Origin of the sequence: Paenibacillus sp. MAEPY2, assembly GCF_000499205.1 — a bacterium.
Classification (GTDB): Bacteria; Bacillota; Bacilli; order Paenibacillales; family Paenibacillaceae; genus Paenibacillus; species Paenibacillus vandeheii.
Map to the genome: position 1 here is coordinate 257,135 of NZ_AWUK01000004.1, position 20,118 is coordinate 277,252.

The 20,118-nt window shown below is 45.8% G+C and carries 16 protein-coding genes and 1 pseudogene; 4 read left to right on the plus strand and 13 right to left on the minus strand.

Annotated features, from left to right (window positions below; all coding sequences use genetic code 11):
• The first annotated feature begins 209 nt into the window (after positions 1–209).
• Positions 210–1,856, plus strand: coding sequence for an alkaline phosphatase (locus tag P364_RS0102650; RefSeq protein ID WP_024628613.1), 1,647 nt, complete (start codon positions 210–212; stop codon positions 1,854–1,856).
• 249 nt (positions 1,857–2,105) lie between these two features.
• Positions 2,106–2,471 carry a VOC family protein gene (locus tag P364_RS0102655; RefSeq protein WP_029880667.1) on the plus strand — a complete coding sequence of 122 codons (366 nt, stop codon included), beginning with the start codon at positions 2,106–2,108 and terminating at the stop codon, positions 2,469–2,471.
• A gap of 130 nt (positions 2,472–2,601) precedes the next feature.
• Here P364_RS0102655 and P364_RS0102660 read toward each other — a convergent pair whose 3' ends face one another.
• The 7 genes and pseudogenes from P364_RS0102660 to P364_RS0102690 all read right to left on the minus strand — a co-directional run bounded on the left by P364_RS0102660 (position 2,602) and on the right by P364_RS0102690 (position 9,773).
• Positions 2,602–3,825, minus strand: a complete 1,224-nt coding sequence (locus P364_RS0102660) for a GNAT family N-acetyltransferase (protein WP_081717901.1) — start codon at positions 3,823–3,825, stop codon at positions 2,602–2,604.
• Positions 3,826–3,895: 70 nt separating this feature from the next.
• The gene (locus P364_RS0102665) at positions 3,896–5,377 is read right to left on the minus strand and encodes a methyl-accepting chemotaxis protein (protein WP_024628616.1); all 1,482 of its coding nucleotides are present in this window, start codon (positions 5,375–5,377) and stop codon (positions 3,896–3,898) included.
• A gap of 295 nt (positions 5,378–5,672) precedes the next feature.
• Positions 5,673–6,723, minus strand: a pseudogene (locus P364_RS35020) (pectate lyase family protein).
• A 199-nt stretch (positions 6,724–6,922) separates the two neighbouring features.
• Complete coding sequence (locus P364_RS0102675; RefSeq protein ID WP_024628617.1) at positions 6,923–8,065, minus strand: DUF4179 domain-containing protein; 1,143 nt, start codon at positions 8,063–8,065, stop codon at positions 6,923–6,925.
• Positions 8,055–8,603 (minus strand): RNA polymerase sigma factor, encoded by a 549-nt coding sequence (locus P364_RS0102680; RefSeq protein WP_024628618.1) that lies wholly within the window; start codon positions 8,601–8,603, stop codon positions 8,055–8,057. The genes P364_RS0102675 and P364_RS0102680 overlap by 11 nt, the downstream gene beginning before the upstream one ends.
• Positions 8,604–8,736: 133 nt before the next feature.
• Complete coding sequence (locus P364_RS36720; protein ID WP_236642443.1) at positions 8,737–9,294, minus strand: hypothetical protein; 558 nt, start codon at positions 9,292–9,294, stop codon at positions 8,737–8,739.
• Between the two features lie 29 nt (positions 9,295–9,323).
• Positions 9,324–9,773: a DUF6386 family protein gene (locus P364_RS0102690; RefSeq protein WP_024628620.1), complete on the minus strand. Its 450-nt coding sequence runs from the start codon at positions 9,771–9,773 to the stop codon at positions 9,324–9,326.
• Positions 9,774–10,024: 251 nt separating this feature from the next.
• On the opposite strand from P364_RS0102690, the gene P364_RS0102695 reads away from it, so the two are divergent.
• Positions 10,025–10,402: a PilZ domain-containing protein gene (locus P364_RS0102695; RefSeq protein WP_024628621.1), complete on the plus strand. Its 378-nt coding sequence runs from the start codon at positions 10,025–10,027 to the stop codon at positions 10,400–10,402.
• Between the two features lie 65 nt (positions 10,403–10,467).
• Here P364_RS0102695 and P364_RS0102700 read toward each other — a convergent pair whose 3' ends face one another.
• A complete protein-coding gene (locus P364_RS0102700; RefSeq protein WP_052016463.1) occupies positions 10,468–11,814 on the minus strand; it encodes a uracil/xanthine transporter in 1,347 nt (448 codons plus the stop codon).
• Positions 11,811–12,395, minus strand: a complete 585-nt coding sequence (locus P364_RS0102705) for an ankyrin repeat domain-containing protein (protein ID WP_024628623.1) — start codon at positions 12,393–12,395, stop codon at positions 11,811–11,813. The genes P364_RS0102700 and P364_RS0102705 overlap by 4 nt, the downstream gene beginning before the upstream one ends.
• A 183-nt stretch (positions 12,396–12,578) precedes the next feature.
• On the opposite strand from P364_RS0102705, the gene P364_RS0102710 reads away from it, so the two are divergent.
• Positions 12,579–13,472: a LysR family transcriptional regulator gene (locus P364_RS0102710; RefSeq protein ID WP_024628624.1), complete on the plus strand. Its 894-nt coding sequence runs from the start codon at positions 12,579–12,581 to the stop codon at positions 13,470–13,472.
• Positions 13,473–13,576: 104 nt separating this feature from the next.
• Here the strand turns inward: P364_RS0102710 and P364_RS0102715 are convergent, their stop codons facing one another.
• The 4 genes from P364_RS0102715 to P364_RS0102730 all read right to left on the minus strand — a co-directional run bounded on the left by P364_RS0102715 (position 13,577) and on the right by P364_RS0102730 (position 19,823).
• Entirely contained in the window at positions 13,577–15,493 is a 1,917-nt protein-coding gene (locus tag P364_RS0102715; RefSeq protein ID WP_024628625.1) for a beta-glucoside-specific PTS transporter subunit IIABC, read from the minus strand.
• Between the two features lie 128 nt (positions 15,494–15,621).
• The gene (gene licT / locus P364_RS0102720) at positions 15,622–16,473 is read right to left on the minus strand and encodes a BglG family transcription antiterminator LicT (RefSeq protein WP_024628626.1); all 852 of its coding nucleotides are present in this window, start codon (positions 16,471–16,473) and stop codon (positions 15,622–15,624) included.
• Positions 16,474–16,706: 233 nt separating this feature from the next.
• On the minus strand, positions 16,707–18,131 hold the full coding sequence (locus tag P364_RS0102725) for a glycoside hydrolase family 1 protein (protein ID WP_024628627.1): 1,425 nt from the start codon (positions 18,129–18,131) through the stop codon (positions 16,707–16,709).
• Between the two features lie 234 nt (positions 18,132–18,365).
• Positions 18,366–19,823, minus strand: a complete 1,458-nt coding sequence (locus tag P364_RS0102730) for a glycoside hydrolase family 1 protein (protein WP_024628628.1) — start codon at positions 19,821–19,823, stop codon at positions 18,366–18,368.
• Positions 19,824–20,118: the final 295 nt, after the last annotated feature.

A 20,118-nucleotide genomic window follows, 5' to 3' on the forward strand; every position in this document is an offset into this window, starting at 1 on the left:
CCTCTAGAACCTATTCTGACCAATGGAATAATGAACTACCTGTGCCGCCTGATTTCCCCTAACATACAAGAGGATGCTGCAATCTGTCCAGTTCTTCTCTAATCGTAAAATTTACATTTAGTTAATGCAATACATACGCTCGTTTAGCATTCATTGTATACACTGGTCTTGGATACCAAACTATACATATTATTTAGGAGGATGTGTTCATGTTAAACCGATTCAATACCCGTGCAGCCAAAATGATGCTCGCGGTAACGACGATTGTTACGGCTACGCTGGGAGGCAGTAGTGCAGCTTGGGCTGTGGAAGACACCACCTCATCTGCTTCACCGATCAAAAATGTTATCATCCTGATCCCGGACGGTATGGCGAACGACGCAACAGCTTTGGCTCGCTGGTATAAGGGATCCTCTCTGACATTGGACTCCATGGCCAGTGGCATGGTTCGTACACACTCTGCGGATGCGCCGATTGCGGACTCGGCCCCTGCGGGAACAGCCTTTGCTACAGGTCACAAATCACATACAGGATATGTCGGTGTACTGCCGGATAAAGCGACAATGCCTGGACAAAAGGCCATCGCTCCGGGAGATGCCAAGAAACCGGTCGCTTCTATCCTGGAAGCATCGAGACTGGCAGGCAAAGCAACGGGCATTATTGCGACATCCGAAATTATGCACGCCACACCAGCTGACTTCTCGGCTCACTATCCGGATCGCAAAAACTATGATGCACTGAGCAAACAACAGGTTTATAACGGTATGGATGTTGTGCTTGGCGGAGGAAGCAGTTATTTGGAGCCTGCGGGACGCAAGGATAGCGAGAATCTCGTCTCATCTATCAAAGCACTGGGCTATGATTACGTAACGACTCCGGCAGCGATGAAAGCTTCCACATCAGGCAAGCTGTGGGGTATGTTTGCACCGGCAGGCATGGCCTATAACATGGATCGTGATCCAGCGAAGCAACCAAGCCTCGCCGAGATGACTTCTAAAGCCATTGAAGTTCTCTCCAAAGACGAAGACGGCTTCTTCCTGATGGTCGAAGGCAGCAAAGTGGACTGGGCAGCGCATGCCAACGATCCAGTCGGCATTATCAGTGATGTGCTGGCATTTGACGATGCTGTTAAAGTAGCCATGGATTTTGCCAAAAAAGATAAAGAAACCGTCGTTGTCGCTGTTACGGACCACCAAAACGGTGGATTGACTATTGGTAACGCCTCAACTACAGGCACTTATGATAAAGAGCAGCTGTCTACCTTTATCGGACCTCTGAAAAAGGCCAAGCTAACAGGCGAAGGTTTGGAATCCAAGCTGAATGCCAAACGTACCAACATCAAAGCGGTGATGAAGCAATACTATGGCATTACCGACCTGACTTCCGAGGAAATCGCTGCCATTAAAGCGGCCAGCCCGGGCAGCCTCAATTATACGGTTGGACCGATGATCAGCAAACGTTCCGGAATTGGTTGGACCACTGGCGGTCACACAGGCGGAGATGTTGTCCTGTATACGTACGCTCCAAATAATGATCGACCTTTCGGTGTCATCGACAATACGGACGTAGCCAAATACATGGCACGTGTGATGAACCTTGATCTCGATAGCGTGAGCAAACAATTGTTTGTACCCGCGAAAAAGGCTTTCACTGCCAAAGGGGCAACGTACAAGCTGGATTTGACGGATGCCAAAAATCCGAAAATCCTCGTAACCAAGGGAAGCACCAAGCTTGAACTGCAAATCTACAAAAATGTTGCGCTCGTTAATGGCAAAAAGACTACCCTGGATGGCGTAATTGTCTACAATGGCGTAGAAGCCTTTGTTCCACAGGATGCGATTGACCTGATTAAATAAAAAAAGAGCCCGTTCATTGAACGGTACGCTCCGTAAAACTGCCCGAGAATATTCTCGGGCAGTTTTTTTCGAATTCACTTTTACATGCAACTTCTCTCGGGAAGTTCTGATTCTGGCCGCTCGTAATCCTCATTGCGTGGAAGAACTCAACTGCTTAAACCTTTCGTTGCCATTATAGGCCCATACACAAGCTTATCGTATAATAAACATAACGTTAATGAATATGACGCCAAAAGGAGAGATTCACCTATGTTGATCAGATTAAACTGGATTACACTTCGGGTACGCGATCTGGAAGTATCGCTCCGTTTCTACCACGGCATGCTCGGACTTCCGATCCAGCGCAGATTCGAAAGCCGGGGACGGCAGATTGCCATGCTAGGTCCGGAAAATGAAACGAAGCTGGAACTAATCGAAGGCAGTGATACCCTCCTCAAGCAAGATGCTGGTGTGTCGATCGGCTATGAGGTAAGGTCACTGGACGAAGCCATGGAGCAGCTCGCCGCATTAGGCATCCCGATTGCACGTGGCCCCGTCCAGCCCAATCCGCATCTGCGGTTTATTTACATTACCGACCCGGATGGCTTCGAAGTGCAACTGGCCGAACATATCTGATCAGGCACCTTTATGTATGGAGGCGAGTCTAAATAAGTGTACGCTTCACGATGACTGACCTGTTGTGTGGGGAGCCAACTCTGCACGCACACCCCGTATAAGACAGCGTCAGTGCGCTGATTTTGCATGTTTATAGCTTCATCCGACGCATCAGCGGCACACCCACACGGTTCAAAAGCCGATCAAGCAGCAGCCAGCACAAGCGTCTGCCCAATGGCAGATGGCGCTCATACACGGCGGAATATTCGAAATCCGACACAGCGCCACGGTTGCGCTTGAACTGCGCAGCACCAGCACTCTCATGCAGCAGATGGCCGTTCTCACGAGCCTGTCCAATCAGGCAAGCTGACAACATGCGGTATACACCGATGGACTGGGGCAACGCCGTATCGTAACCGAACAGCGGCGTTGTCATCACCCCATTTCGGCAGAAGTATCCCATAACCGCATCGATACGCCCTTCCTTCCGCAGACCATACAGGGTCAGCGCTCCAGAAGCTTTTGCTGCAGCAATGAAATGCTCACTGAATTGCGGATTATCATAAGAATATTTTTCAAGGTATAGCAGCTTGTACAGTTCCGCGATTCGCGGAATATCTTCCTCCGTCAGATTCGCTTCGGAAACGAATTCATATCCGTGCTTGGCGAGCAATTCGTAATCCCGTTTCAGCAGCCAGCGCGACTTCGCATTGCCGAAATTCGGATCATTTGCCCGGTACAAATAAATTTGCCGGCTTGGAATCAGTTGACAGCCTGCTTGCTTCAGTTTGTCCGTCAGATCCGGGTGAAGCCCTGGGCACAAGGAGCGAAATACGACGGCATGCTCAGGATATCGCTCCCTTACCGCTGTGAGCAGACAAACTGCCTGTTCACCGGACATGGCCGGATACAGGTTCGTTGATAACAGCCAATTGTTTATATGTACAACCTTATTTATCTGTGATCGCTGCATTCCCCACCCCACCACAGTGAGCAGCGCTGATAAACCTTTTTCCAGCAACGGTTTCCGAAGCAGCGTCAACTCCTGCTTGGCATACCGCACATAATGCGTATAAGGAGAACAAACGTAAGCATTATCGTACTCTGTCTCATTTACTGTTATCGGAAGAACAAGATCGTCGATCCGGGCAATGAGCAGGGTTGTGCTTACATTGATAATGAAGTCCCGCGGCCCTTGCAATATCATGGGTTCCAAATATGCTTTTGCATATCTGCCGTCCTCCGTGTTGGGCCAGTCCATATCATCAAGCGAGTTCCGATCATAGAAACGAATGCGTCTATCGCGATTTTCATTCTTCGCTGAATCTGTATGGTCGCCGCTATCCGTCCTTTTTTCCATTACTGCATTCTTCACGTTCTGCTCCCCCAATAACCCAAACTTCCTGTCAGTAATCGTTTTTACATATTCTTCTTTCTCCCATATTTTATAAGGTATCGGTTGTAGAACGTACTTCGTTTCCGCTCGACACCAACTCATTCAGATCCACAATCAATTGCTCCAGTTCTCCGAAGCTGTCCACCATCTTCTGAGTCAGATTGCGCTGTTCTTCCATACTGGCGAGAATCTCTTCTGTAGCGGCACTCGATTGCTGGGTCACACTTGAAATCTCCGAAACCTCATTAACCAATTTTGTAGAGGATTCCCTCATGGTAACTGAACTGCTCTCGATATCTGCTGCCTGATTCAATACTTGCTGCGAATTACTGTTGATCGTATGGAAGACCTCTTCTGCCGTTTGCACACTATCTTTCCCTGCTTGCAAAGCGAGGCGAATACGTTCGAATCGATCCGTCAGCGCCTGTGTCTGTCCTTTCAAACGGAACAAAATAGTTGCGATATCATTAGCCGATTGACCCGAGTGTTCTGCCAGCTTACGAACTTCCTCAGACACCACCGCGAATCCACGTCCATGTTCACCTGCACGCGCTGCTTCAATTGCTGCATTAAGCGCAAGCAGATTTGTCTGGTTTGCAATATCCGAGATGCTGTTCAGCATCAGCGACATGGACTCACTTTCCTCGTTAAACTTTTTCATGTCATCAGCCGTGGTATCAATCGTTTCATACAGTTCCTGCATCTGAACATTCAGATGATCCATCTGTGTGCTGCCGGTTTCCGTGCTCGCTGCCATGCTGGCCGACAGTTCTTTCATCTGCTGCGAATAGCTAGCAACATCACGGATATGTTGATCCGACATGGACAAGGACTCTGAGATTTCTGCCACACTGGTAGCCTGGAATTCAACACCTTTGGCCACTTCGCTGAATCCAAGCGTCACTTCATGGGTAATGGAGCCGGTTTCCGTTACTTTTCGTTTCAATTGATCCGTGAACCGAGATAGTGCTTCTACGGATTCTTTGACTTTTTCAAGCATCGTTTCCACTCTCATTTTGGAATGCTCCACCTCTTGCCAGCGCGTTTCGCTATCCCGGAAGAGTCTTTGATTCAACTGGGAAACCAGCATCAGAATGACTCCGGTAAGCGCAAACAATCCAACGTCAACGATATGGCCAATAAACTCTTCGGAGCTCTGTGTCTCGACCAGAACGACCTGTATAATATTAATGATGAGAAGTACGATAAATCCGGTAGTGAACAGTTTTTTGTCAGGGTAGAGCAACAACACCGAAGTGATGACCAGACTTAAAGTGATATTAACACTCCCCCAGCCTGCATAGACTCCACATGTGGTAATCAGGATCGTGCACAGCCATGGGATTAAATGAATATGCTTCTTTTTGGCATTGGCGTATGTCACCCAAGCGGTAAACAATACAGCTACACCATTGGAGACAAGCAACTTTGGTGCCAAAAAGGACATACCAAAACCTATAGCTACAATAACCCACAGGATGATACAGATCAGCTTGTTCCTTTTCCAGATAATTTCGTCGTAACGATTCATGAAATTCCCGCCCTTTTTATGAAAAATATGTAGTTGCGAGGCAGCTCTGCACTATACTCTATCGGTCTATGGTCCCTGCTTTATAGTTAAACTGCAAATTCCTAGGGCCTTAATCTAGTACATTAGGTCTTCATAAAGATGAAAGAAACCTCGCTTAAAGTATATCGGAATTTCATTATCATTTTTTTATATATGAAGAGATATAATATGTGCTGATATTTTAGATATCAGGGTTGAGTTATTTGCATCATAAAAAGCCCCTATCAGTGATATGGGCTTTTTATGATAATCCAGCTTATTTGCCGAATACAAGCGTGGTGTTAGACGAACCTGCATACTTGGTGACAAACTCGCGTGCATAACTGGCTGTCTTAACTTCATAGCTGTAGTTGGTGCTTGGTCTCCAGCTCGTTTGAGGAGAGGATGGACTGCTTAACGCAGGTGTACTTCCTGTATCCGTAAATTCACCGTTCCCTTTATCATCCAGAATGCCGCCTTTTTCAGCGCCTGCACCAAAGTAATTGTTTTCAGAATAAATGCGTGCTTTTTCACCTATCGTAATGGCCTGGTTAAAGTTGTTGGCGTAATTGTTTTTGATATGGAAATAACCGTATCTCATGAGACCAGGACCACGTACATACAGGTTTTCAAAATAGTTATTTGCCATGGTTACATGAGGTACACCATTATAGCTGCTGTTGCCATCATTCGGATACCCGAGAATAATTCCGTATTTGTGGTTTGCAAATTTGGAATTACTAATCGTAATATAATCTGCGCGATCCCCAATATACAGAAGCTTGTCCAGATCACTGCCGCTGGAGCTGTAACTGTGGCCGGAGAACGTCACATGATCGATCCAGTAGTTGGAGCCTGATGTAATATACATCTGGATATCATCGTTGGCGTTAATATTGGAAGCGTGTTCAAAAGTCAGATTTTGAAAAATGACATTGCTTGAGCTGGATGTGGATCTGAAATGAATGTTCGTTAACGTGTGTTTATCAAAGGAGCCTACCAACGTTTTGTTCGATCCAAATTCGACTTTTTGCAATATAGAGGAAGAAATATTTTGTTCAATGACCAGTATTTTTGCCGCAGTGCCAGCCAAATGTGTTCTCAGATCGTTCAAGTTGCTGATGTAAATGACCTGACCATTTTTGCCACCGGTCGTGGCTGATTTGGACACCACTTTCATTTTTGGCGTTACTGGCAAAACCCGTTAAACCATTCGTACCTGTGTTGGGATAACTGGCCGCACCATATGTAGCGGGCACCGTAGAGACTGTGGAGACTGTCAACAATAACAGCGTTACAGCGAGTAAAAGAATCGAGAATTTCTTCAAATTTTCACCATCCTTTATAAATTTATCCTGAAAAACAAGTAGATTATATCGTGTAACATCGGATGTGACAATACAAAAATTGCATTTTAGTCTTAATTTTTATTTTTTTGCAACATCAGGCCCCGTATGAGAAAAATGAAAAGACGACACAAAGTCATCTGCATAAACCATGACTTTATATCGCCCTTCCTTTTGAATGCTATTTAATTTTCAGCTCCAGCTTATGTTTCTCGGCTTCCTGTAAATCATCGTATACTTTGCCCGGTTCACCGCGAAGTTTTAATACCAGTGATTGTGGGTCATCCAGCAGATTACTGCTGAAGGAATAGATCAAACCGTCTTCCGTTCCGCTACCTGACACTGAGGATAGTTTTGTTTGCTTCCCATCCTTGGTTGTAGACACAATCTCGGTAGGGTTGACCACATCACTGATGGAGACTTTGGTTTTATAATCAATCTTTTGATTAGGTTCATAGATAAATTTTGCTCGTATTACCAATGGTGATATCTCTACTTCAGATAACATCACCTCATACCCCCCAATCGTAAATAACTGATTAGGTTTAATCTTCTCCGTCTTAGCCAGCGAAAATTTAGGGTCCAGATCGAAGCTCACTTCCATCGGTTTCGAAAATTGGTATTTGGTATCTTTTTTAACCTTATTCGTGTCAGCCAACAGATCAGGAACTACAGATGAAATGCGAAAATCGAACTTCACTTGTTCAGGAAGCGGTGTATTCCCATCCATTTCAACGGTGCTACTTCCGTAAAGTGTATACTTACCATTTGGGGTGTACAGGCTGCTTATACCGCCATTGCCAAGCGATTGGTTCGTCATGCCATTGAGCATATTCGTTTTGGGAACTGAATATATCTCCTGGGAAGCTTCCGTCTGGGCTGTGTACAATACGATCATCTTGTTTTCATCCGCCATCACTGCATTGACGGTTAACTGATATATTCCTGATTTCACAGAACGATTCACGAGCTGCACATAACCATTGTTAATTGCGGATGAAATCGTATTGCCGTCTACATTTTTTCCAGCCAACTCTCGAAAAGGTTCAAGAACTCCCCAATTCTGTGCAGGCGGGCTGTACATTGCCTGTTGTGGTGTAGAACTACCAAGCGGACCAAGCAGGAACCACCCTGCAGCCAAAGCCGTTACCAACACTGCCGTAATCCACTTTAATTGTACATGACTTGTCATTCGCCGGGTTCTGGCCTGTGCCAGACCTCGCTGAATCGCAAATGCCGTGTCCGCCGGATTCAGCTGTTGTCTCTCCAACTTAGTCTGGGAAGCATCTGCCAAAAGTGCCTGTTCCTCCGGGCTAGTTCTCATGCCAATCCCCCCTGTTCTTCATCTGCTTCCGTAACAGTTCCAACCCTTTATGCTGCCAGGTCTTGATGGTGCCTTCCGGTTTGCCGAGAATGGAGGCGATCTCAATCAATGTCATGTCGTTATAGTATTTCAGCAGTAATACGTGACGGTATTTCGGTTTGATTTTCTCAAGCATGGACCACATCGCAAGTTTATTATCATTGAATCGTGCAATAGCAGACTCGGCTGTCGCCTCCTCCAACCCTTCATTGGGCAGTGGTGTGGCCCGCTTGCGACGTCTTTGTTCATCAATGCACACGTAGATCAGAATACGAATAATCCACGATTTGAATGCCTTCTCATTTTTCAGAGAACGACGTTTAATCCAGGCCCGGCATGTCATCTCCTGCACCGCTTCGAGTGCATCATGACGATTGCGCAGATAACTGTAAGCAATGGAGATCAGTGTGTCCTGATGCTCCATAATGGACTGAACAAATGCCGTCTCATCTTCGCTCTGTACGAACAGCATCTTTTTCATCTCGGCTTTGGTTTCCACCCCGCAACCCCCTCCCTCTCTCTCGTTCTGTGGTATAAGACGGGCGAACAATCCAAACGGTTTTATTTATTTCTCAGCAAAAAAAGCCCCATCTATTCACGAAGAGGCTCTGTATTGACAATCCACATCTCTGTTAAAGTTCAAACCATTCCAATGCGCCGTCATCCCTTTTCGAAGCCGTTTTCATCTGTCTCAGCCAATCTGCTGCGAACTCACCCCAGGTATGAAACAGACAATATATGTACAACTCTCCAGCCGCAACTTCATTCATCCCCGATGCCACTTCAATCGAGACTTGTAGAGCTTCAGGCCAGGAAGAACCCTCCTGAAGCAATACAAAACCATCTTCATAATGCTCCAGCTTATACATTTCGGAGAAAGTTAAGGCGTCCGCCAGTCTCTTCACAACCCCAGGTAAAATTGCAGGTTTGGTTGTTCTAATGCCATATTCCCAGCCCACACGGCACCTCCCATTTCGGATCATAATACTCATGTTCAAGCGCTGCCCACTCGTCCTCTTCCTTGCTGTCATCGTACCAGTCAACATCCCAATTCCAGGATTCCACATGTGGGAACGGCTCATTTCATATTGATGATTTTCCGCCCCAAACAGATTCCGTTCAGGGTCCAGAGCTTGAAGCTTGTTCAATTTTTCCTGTATGCGTTCTAACTGGGCCTTGTACAAGTCCATCACCCTCCCTCAATCGCATATCTATAACGCTAAATTCGAATTAAATCACTTAAGCTGTTCTCGCTTTGCAAACTGGGCTTCATGACAATCCATATTTGATTATCTTCCTTCGTCACCCTGCACGCGTAGTTTCCGGGTTCCAACTGGAGCAGCATACCTCCGCATGACTCATCAGGCTCCAGCTCGCCTCCGGTGACATCATCGGCAGCTCCCAGATACACGGTACCAGAGGGAACACGTAAATAATACACCCGTGCTGTCTCCACTTCCTTCACCGAATCATCCAGACTCCAATGCACCTCATACTGTCCATCTTCACCCAAGTTCAGAAACAAACAGTTGCCTGCATTCACTTCCGCCAGTTCATCTTCGGGAATGGACCACCAGTCCGGCGTGTCTTCCATTCGATGCTTAAGTGCCGCAAGATCATACAAGCACAGTGCTGCCGTATCCGTGAACACCTGAAATTTCCCGTTCATTTTCCGTCTTCCTTTCTTATTTATAATAAACCCCCGCACCCTTTCCCCTCTCATCCAGTAGAGAAGATCAGAACCATATCCAACCATTATAACAAGCCACACACCTGGGTTAAAGAAACCTCGGAGCTATCTGTGATCCTGCTGCACTTGTAGATAATTAAGGCGTTAACAACAGGGTTAATCTCTTCATTTTTTTAGCAAAAATGACGATATAATCATAACTGACTTTTTGTGATTTTGTGGAGGAAACCATGGCAATTAACCTTAGAAGAGAACCCTTTCGCTATACTTTAAAGGAACCGATAACGTTCGAAATTTTTATTCTCAGCATTAACGGCGCCTCTGCACCACCGAAACCCATTCAAGCTGAATTATGCGATATCAGCCGATCCGGCTGTCAGCTTTCATTTCCGTTAAATCTGCATGTGGAGTCCAATACCATCCGAATCGGCATGAATTTGCTGCTTTTTGAAGATCCCTTGTATTTGGAAGGGACACTGCGTTGGGGCAATGAAGAGAATAATCGTTGGCACTACGGCGTACAGCTGGAGATCCAGCAAGGCAATCATGAGCGTTTATTCAGAGAAATGAGGATGCTGGCGGGGCAAGGCAAAATTATGGTGAAGTAACCGGAGGAGTACCAACCTAAAAAAAAACAGCCCGACGAACCGGACTGTTTCCATATTTCAAGTATTCAGGCTGCCTTCGTAGCAAGAGTTGTATTGTCCATCTTGGACCAATCTACCGTAATTTCGAGCAAAAGTGACACCACGACCCCGATAACGAGTCCGTTGCTAATGATCGGAATGAGATACATAGGCAAAGCATGAAAGGCTTCAGCAGGAATGTTCATTACAGCAACACCAGTTAGAACCGGAAGCGCCACACGATAGATTGTTTTCGAATTAAAGGTGGTGCCTTCAAGTGTTCTCAGGGCCGTCCCGAACATTTGCAAATAAGCTACAAATAGCACGGCACTCCCTACACTGGGCGGAATTTGTGCAAAAAAAGCCGTCACTGAAGGTGTGAGTCCCAAAATACATAACATGCCTGCTCCAACCACAAACGCAGCCCGTTTCAGAATACGGGTGCTCTCCAGAAAACCAACCGATGAAGCAAATAAACCGAAAGGCAGCACACCTACACACGAAGATAACATGGTGAACAATCCCGTGAGTGTGTATGATCGTTTATATTGTTGGTTGGTCGTCTGCACTCCATATATCTTTTCGACGGAGCTTAACGTGGTAATGGAGTTCGTCATATTCACCAGCCCGACAAAAAAAGCCGTGATGACAATGCCCGGCTCCCACTTTGGCAGCCCCCAAGGAAACCAGGAAAACAGGCTTACCTCATGATGTCCGGATACGCTCGTATGCTGCCCAGGGAACACAAGACTGTAGGCAATCCACCCTGTCACGATACCAATCAGGATAGAGTAATTCCCGAGCTTGCCTCTTCCCTTAAGCTGAATCAAGGCTACAAGAAACGCAATCGCAACGGACAACGCCGCTACAGGCAGATTGAATGTGCCAAACTCAGTATATCCAATCATGCCTTTGAAGAAATTCATGGTCAATTGAATCGTCATCAGGAATAACATCGCACTCTTGACCATAGGTGTGAACAGCTTCTGAAGCACATGCGCCGCTCCAAGCCAGCCAAGGATCATCATCGTCAGACCAGCTAACAGGAAACCTGCAGCCAATCCTCCTCCAATACGCTCCAAACTCATGCCTGCCGATGAAGCTGAGGCCGTTAAGCTTAGCGTCAGTCCCCACCATAATCCCGAGGGACCATCCATTACGGCATAACGATGTCCGAAGAACGCCTGTAATATACACACCGCCCCGGTAAGCAAAAAGGCATGCTGCATCGATGCAGCAATGGCCTCCGGTGAAAGCTGGAAATTATGTCCGATAGATAACGGCACCACCACCGTGTTGGTAAACAGGAAGAAGAACCACTGAATGCCTGCCAATGCAAGCGATGACGCGCCCTTTATATGATTTTGCAAAGATTGCTCTTGATGTCTGTTCATGATTGGGTTAACATTCGCTCCATTTCTATATAATGATTCCTGCGGGCATGCGCAAGTGCTGTAACTCCATCCCGGTCAGCAATGAGCGGATCTGCACCATATTGCAAAAGCAATGCTACAATCTGCTGGTGACGAGTACCGCCATCCCCCAGAATGACCGCTTCCAGCAAGGCTGTCCAGCCAAGATTGTTGACATGATTTACATCCACATCCGTGCTTGTCAGGAGTATTTCCACAATATCGACATGGCCTCGATCTGCAGCAGGAATCAGTGCTGTACCTCCAAAGCGATTCGTAAGCCGGGTATCGGCACCAGCTTTTATAGCCAGTTCCACCATTTCCCGCAAGCCTTCCGCACTGGCATACAGTAACATGTTGTCCAGTCGTTGATCCTGGATGTTGACATCCGCCCCGGCTTCAACAAGCAACCTTGCGGTTTCTGGCTTGTTGCCATGTACCGCCGCCATCAGAGCCGTCCGTCCGCGTGTATCCCGGTCATTCAATCCGGCTCCTTGTGCGATAAATCGCAGCACAGCATCTGTATGTCCAGCTTCAGCAGCTGCGTGTATTGTGTTCAGCATTGCACCTTGCCCCCCAATTCGTCGTCATCCTCACGGCATTTATTCATTAGATCATAATCCATATGTGTGATTTGAAGTGTTTAAATCTTATGTATGGTAACATAGGATGGAAGTATAATAAAAATACATGTTTTATTGGTTTCCCATACGAAAAACATATCGCTGCATATAAGGAGAACACACGTGGATATCAAACAATGTCGCTATTTCATCGCGATTGCCGAGGAGAGACAGATCACGGCGGCAGCGCGCAGATTACACATGGCCCAGCCTCCTCTAAGCCAGCAGCTCAAGCTGATGGAAGATGAGCTTGGCGTGGCTTTGTTTGAACGCAAAGGACGCAGTATGGAGCTGACACAGGCGGGTCGAAGCTTCTATGATTATGCGGTGACGATGACCAAATACATGGAGGAAGCTGTCATGGAAATGCAGAGCTTCCGCTATGGCATTCGCGGTAAGCTGTCGCTTGGCATTAATACCATTTCAGATCGTTTGATTCCGCAAGCGCTCCAGCAATTTCGGACAACACACCCCCAGGTGACCTATAAAATTCAGCAAAATGAATCTGCGCAGCTCTGCCAACTCTTGGGCGAAGGCAAAATTGAGCTCGCTTGTGTACGAATGCCTGTCCATACAGAGCAATATGAAGTGATGCATCTACCGCAGGAAGCTCTCTTTTATATTTCTTCTACACCGCTAAAATCAGCGGATGAGAGCGGGATTTATTTTCAAAAGCTGGCTGACATCCCTCTCCTGCTTCCCAGTACCGAAGGACTCGGGATGTTCGAACTGATACTGCAGAAATTCCGTGAGCATCACGTAAATCCTTCCATCGCGGGCGAATGCTCGGATATTAACATGTTGCTGGAACTGGTAAGACTCGGTTTTGCAAGCTCTATCGTGCCCCATACGGTATTGCAGTTATATCATGAGCATCCGTTCCATGTTTATCGTATCCAGGATGCGCAATCCACTGTAGATTCTGCGCTTGTGTGGCATCGCAATCGTCATCTGTCCAAACCTGCGCAGCACTTTGTGCAGTTGGTTCGGGAGCTTCTGCCTTCCCGCTCGGTTTAGGATACAGCAGATATCAGCGATGGAAATATCGCCTATACCCATAACAAAGCAGCAGCCTTACCGGAATTCCTACCGGAGAGACTGCTGCTTTGTTTTGATGCTCGTTAAGCTTTTGCCGTGAACAACAATTCTTGTTCTTTAATCGCTCTACGTCCGGCAGATTCAATTGAGTTGTATTGATGCATGTTCGTAACGATTACCGGAGTGATCGTTGTGTAGCCAGCTTTTTCAATTTCTTCCCGATCGAATTCCATGAGTATATCACCAACGGCAACCTTCGCTCCAGCTTGAACTTTAGGGGAGAAGAATTGACCTTTTAGTTTCACGGTATCAATCCCGATATGAATCAGCATCTCAGCACCATTGTCGCTGACCAAACCGATAGCATGTCCACTCTTCGACAGCGAGAATACCGTTCCGTTGATTGGAGAAACCACACGACCTTCGGACGGCTGAATTGCAAAACCTCTACCCATAATCTCTTCCGAGAATGCAGGGTCCGGAACTTCGCTCAGCGATTTAACTTCACCAGTAATTGGGCTAAATACGTCTTGATCCTGTAATTTAGTTTCTTCAATAGCCGTTACTGCGGAAGCAGAGCTGTTCACATCCGCTGCTACCGGTGTTACTGGCCCAGCCGATGAAGTGGCTGCATCTGCTTGTACTGCTTCAGGGACATCTTCAAATCCAAGAATGTACGTCAGAATTGCTGAAACTACAACAGCAATGATAATTCCGATTAAAGCATATACAAATGTAGGGCCGATGATCATTGGAATACCGGACAGACCCGCTAACCCACCCATTACATAAGCTTTGGTTTGGAAGAAACTGATAAATGCTCCACTAACCGCGGCACCGATCAGGGCTGCAACAAATGGTTTTTTGAAACGCATGTTGACCCCATACATTGCAGGTTCTGTAATTCCCATTAGAGCAGTAACACCCGTTGATGCCGACATAGATTTAATTTGTTTGTTTTTGGATTTCAGAGAGACACCCAATGCACTACCTGCTTGTGCAAAGTTAGCAACCATCATGAGTGGGATCAAGTAATCGAATCCCAATGTCGCAATTGAACCGATCATGATTGGGACCAGTGCATAGTGCATACCTGTAATAATTAAGAGCGAAAATGTTCCACCAACAAGCAATCCTGCAAACAAGCCCGCGTTGTTAAATAACCAGTTAATTCCGTCTGTCAAACCATTACCGATAATAACGCCAAGCGGTCCTACAGCGATCATCATCACTGGAACAATAATAAGCAAAGTAACGGTTGGTACAACAATCAACTTAAGAGATGCATGTGTAACTTTATCGATGGCTTTCTCTACATAAGAAGCCAGCCAAATCGCAATCAGAATTGGAATAACCGATGACGCATAAGTCGCAGCTACAACTGGCAAACCGATGAACGATACATTCTCTCCAGGTGCAAGCAATGCCGTAATCGTTGGGTGCATAACAGATGCACCAATTGCCGCGCCAATGTACATGTTGCTCCCAAGCTTACGTGCTGTACTGATCCCCAGTATGATGGGAAGGAAGTAGAATGCACCATCGCCAATCGCGGACAAAATGATATACGTTGAACTTGCAGCATCAATCCATCCAAAGGTAAGGAGCAATGCCACAATACCTTTGAGCATCCCCGCACCGGTGATCGCTGGCAGAATTGGTGTAAATACGCCTGAGATGAAGTCAAATACCGCACTCAGCGGATTTTTCTTTTTACCTGTTTCACTTGAAGCAGCTTGTTTGGTATCAGGTGATTTGGACATGTTGCCTACAAGTGCATTATATACAACAGGCACATCGTTCCCGATAATAACCTGGAACTGACCGCCATTCTCCATAACGCCCATAACGCCAGGTGTATTTTTCAGCGTCGCTTTGTCCGCTTTTTTGTTGTCATTCAGGTTGAACCGGAGTCTTGTCATACAGTGCGTGACTTGATCAATGTTCTCTTCGCCACCAACAAGCTTCAGAATATCCTTGGACAATTGTTGTTTATCCATTGTGTTTTGCTCCTTTTATGTGTAATGAAGGTTAAAAAAAAACCTAAACACTGAATAATGACAAAGCAGTTTCAGCTTATCATTATTCAACGTTTAGGTTTTGCCTTTTTTGCAGTAACAATCCCATACTATTCGATTGTTTGTTCCGTTCTGACAACACGTTCAATGTGAATCGTCAGATATAGAATTTCTTCCTTGGATAAGATCCGGTTATAGATCTTGCGGGTGTAGTCGTTAATCTTAACAGCACAAGCATGTGCCTCAGGATATTGTTTGCTCACCAGATCATGAAGCGGATTATCTGCTTCCTTATCTTCAATCGCTGTACCATGCAATACGCGCTGAGCAAAGAACTTCAAATGCGTCAGGAATCGATAATAACTCAGTGAATCCTCATCCAGTTCAATGACAAAGCTGCGTCGTACGATGTTGAGTATATCTTTAACGATATTCGTAATACTGATGGTTTCCCTCATCTCACCATTCATCTGTGCATTTACCAGATGCATGGCGATGAATGCGCATTCGTCTTCGGGAAGCAGGACGCCCAATGTTTCTTCAATAATCTGCAGCGCCTTGAGTCCAATAGCATATTCCTTGCGGTACATGCGCTTAATCTCCCAGAACAATGCGTTACGAATCTGCAAGCCCTGACGATGCCGGTCAATGGCAAAATGAATATGATCCGTTAGTGAAATGTAGATGCTCTCATGAAGCTTCTCACCCAACACGGTCTCGGCATAACGGATAATCTCATCCGAGCATTCAACATATTCAACTGGAATATCAGACAGAAGCGTTTTCAGTTTCTGCGATACTTCCTTGCTTTCCAATGAGAATATTTTTTCGACCAGACTGTCGTCTATCGTTTCACCAGTATGCTTTTTGAAGGCTATGCCTCGTCCCATGACGACCAGTTCGTTTCCTCCCGGATCAATCACAGTAACTACGTTGTTGTTCAGCACCTTCTCAATTTTCATTTCTTCACATCACCTTGCACCGTCAAAGTAGTAAAAGGCAAAACCAAAACAGGTCATAAAACACATGCCCGCTTCTGGTTTTGCCTGATTGAACAGTAACAATCCAGTATTCATTAGCCTTAGGCCCATCTTACCATATAATTATCTATCTGACAATGTTTTCGTGAAAGCGGTTAATGTGCTTAAATACGACACAAGAAGATGCTACCCACATATGTCTTTGGAACTAGAAATTAATAGTTATCGGATTTTAGACTTGCGCCGTTTGTACCAATAACTTCTTTGTACCAATGGAATGATTTTTTCTTGTAACGATTCAGTGTTCCCGTTCCATCGTTATTGCGATCCACATAGATAAAGCCATAACGTTTCTTCATCTCTGCTGTGGATGCACTCACCAGATCGATGCAGCCCCATGAGGTATAACCCATAACTTCAACGCCGTCTTCAATCGCTTCTCCCACTTGTACCAAGTGATCATTCAGATATTGAATCCGGTAATCATCATTCACCGTTTTATTGCCATTTTCGTCTGTGATCAGCTCATCTGCTGCACCCAAACCATTTTCGACAATAAACAACGGTTTTTGATAACGGTCCCAGTATTTATTCAGCGTCACGCGCAGGCCTTGCGGATCAATCTGCCAACCCCATTCACTTGCTTTGAGATAAGGGTTCTGTACACCTGCAAACAGATTTCCTTTACCTTCAACACGCTTCTGTGGGTCACCTGTCTCACAAATACTTACATAGTAACTGAACGAGATGAAGTCCACCGTATGTTTCAGGATTTCAGCATCGCCATCTTCAAACTTGATGTTGATATTATTCGCTTTGAAGTAACGATTGATGTATTTCGGATAATAGCCACGTGCATGAATATCGGCAAAGATGTCATTGCGCTGTTCCGCATGCATTGCAGCTACCACATCATCCGGATTTGGTGTCAACGGATAGGTTGGCATGCTGAGTACCATACAGCCAATTTTCGCTCCAGGCATGATCTCATGTCCCAGTTTGACGGCCAGCGCACTTGCCACCAGCTCATGGTGAATTGCCTGATACAGATCCTGTTTGGAGAGTTCGGATTTGGGCGTGTAAATCCCGCCGCTCATGAATGGTTCTTCCAGAATGGAGTTAATTTCATTGAACGTCAGCCAGTACTTCACTTTGCCTTTGAAACGGTTAAACAGGACAGTTACATAACGCTCGTAGAACTCGATCATTTTACGGTTAACCCAGCCGTCATATGTTTTTGACAAGTGCAGTGGTGTCTCATAATGAGAGATTGTTACGAGCGGTTCAATCCCGTATTTGTGGCATTCGTCAAACAGATCATCGTAGAACTGCAAACCTTTTTCGTTTGGCTCCAACTCATCACCTTTAGGGAAAATACGGGACCAGGCGATGGAGGTGCGGAACACTTTGAATCCCATCTCAGCAAACAGCTTAACGTCCTCTTTGTAACGATTGTAGAAATCGATACCGATCAATTTCAGGTTATCCTCTGTCGGTCCTTCCGTTCTTGGCGTCGTAATCCCATGCGGCATTACATCCTGAACAGACAGGCCTTTGCCATCCGTATTATATGCTCCTTCGAGCTGATTGGCTGCGACTGCGCCGCCCCATAGAAAATCCTTCGGAAATGGTGTTGTCATCTCTGTCATCCTCTCTGTTTACGTTATGTTCATTCTTTGTTAAAACAGTTGCCCCTATGCCCCTGATCACATCAAAAAGCGGACAATGCACCAACTTAAAGGGCTTCATATCAGATGAGCTACCGATAGCCTGCTTTAATGTTGGGTTTTGCCCGCTTATGCGGTAACAATCCCGAATAGCCTAATGATATGAAGCAATCCGGGTTCAAGATAAGATACAGGAATCAGGCCAAATTACAGCTGCTCACCATTGCTGGCGATTACATTTTTGTACCAGTCAAACGAATCTTTCTTCGAACGTTTAAGTGTTCCGTTACCTTCGTCATCCAGATCCACATAGATGAATCCATAACGTTTGGACATTTCTGACGTGGACATGCTCACGAGGTCAATCGGGCCCCATGCTGTAAATCCAATGAGATCTACACCGTCCTTGATCGCTTCTTTCATTTGTTCAATGTGTTTTTTCAGATAATCCACGCGGTAGGAGTCATGAATGGAACCATCCTCTTCCACGCGATCATATGCACCCAGACCATTCTCGACAATAAACAGTGGTTTTTGGTAACGATCCCAGAAGTTATTCAACGTTACGCGCAGGCCAATTGGATCGATCTCCCAACCCCAATCGGAAGCTTCGAGATAAGGGTTTTTGACGCCACCAGTCAGGTTGCCTGTTGTTTCTTCTTTGTCGGCGGATGCAGATTTGGTTACGGACATGTAGTAACTGAAAGAAATGAAATCAACGGTATTGTTCAGCAAAATTTCATCATCGCCTGCTTCTTTCTGAACCACGATATTGTTTTCTTCAAAATAACGAGCCATGTAGTTCGGGTATTGACCACGAGCGTGCATGTCCGTGAAGAAGAGGTTAATCTGATTTTCATGTTGCGCCAGTCGAACATCTATCGGGTTACAGGTCGCCGGGTACGTTTCCATACGGGCGAGCATACAGCCCACTTGGGAACCAGGAATAATCTCATGGGCAAGCTTGGTTACCAGTGCACTTGCTACAAATTGGTGATGCAGCGCTTGATACGTCGTTTGCAATTGGTTGTCCACTTTATCGATCAGGATACCGCCGCCAGTGTATGGGCTAAACAACATAACGTTAATTTCATTGAACGTCAGCCAGTATTTCACTTTATTTTTATAACGATTGAACACGGTTTCTGCATATCTCACATAATGCCCGATCACTTCACGGCCTGCCCAGCCATTGTATTTCTGTGTCAGACCCAGCGGAGTTTCATAGTGAGACAACGTCACAAGCGGTTCAATTCCATATTTCAACAGTTCGTCGAAGACGTTGTCATAGAATTTCAGGCCAGCTTCGTTCGGCTCTTGATCATAACCGTTCGGGAAAATACGTGCCCAGTGAATGGACAAACGGAATACCTTGAAGCCCATTTCGGCAAACAATGCAATATCTTCTTTATAGTGATGATAGAAATCAATACCAAAACGTTTAGGGAAACGTTCTTCAATTTTGCCGGAGAGGATCTCTTCAATTCGTGTAGAGGAGATTTCCATGGCATGTCCACCTGTACGTTTCTCTTTGGGAACATGCGCAATCATATCCGCAGTAGAGAGACCTTTGCCGTCCTGATCGAATGCACCTTCCAATTGGTTGGCAGCTGTAGCGCCTCCCCACAGGAAGTTTTCGGGGAATCCTTTTTTTGCCGTGGTCATATCGAACAACCTCTTTTCGAATTTTATTTGGGTTTTTCCGGGATAAAGTGGCTGTATTTCAAGCCAAAAAACAAGAAAAACCTAAACTCAAGGTAAAATAGCTCGCAAAAAAAGAGCCTTCATTTCACCATCAGTTTAGGTTTTGCCTGTCTTCACAGTTACAATCCATCAAAAGATGTTATTGCGTATTCTGTTGTTTTTCTCTTGTAATGTAAGCGTAACATATCTATTTTGCAAAATCAACTTTCCGCTCCATCCACTCACTGACCCGTTTGAACTTATCGAGGCATTCGTA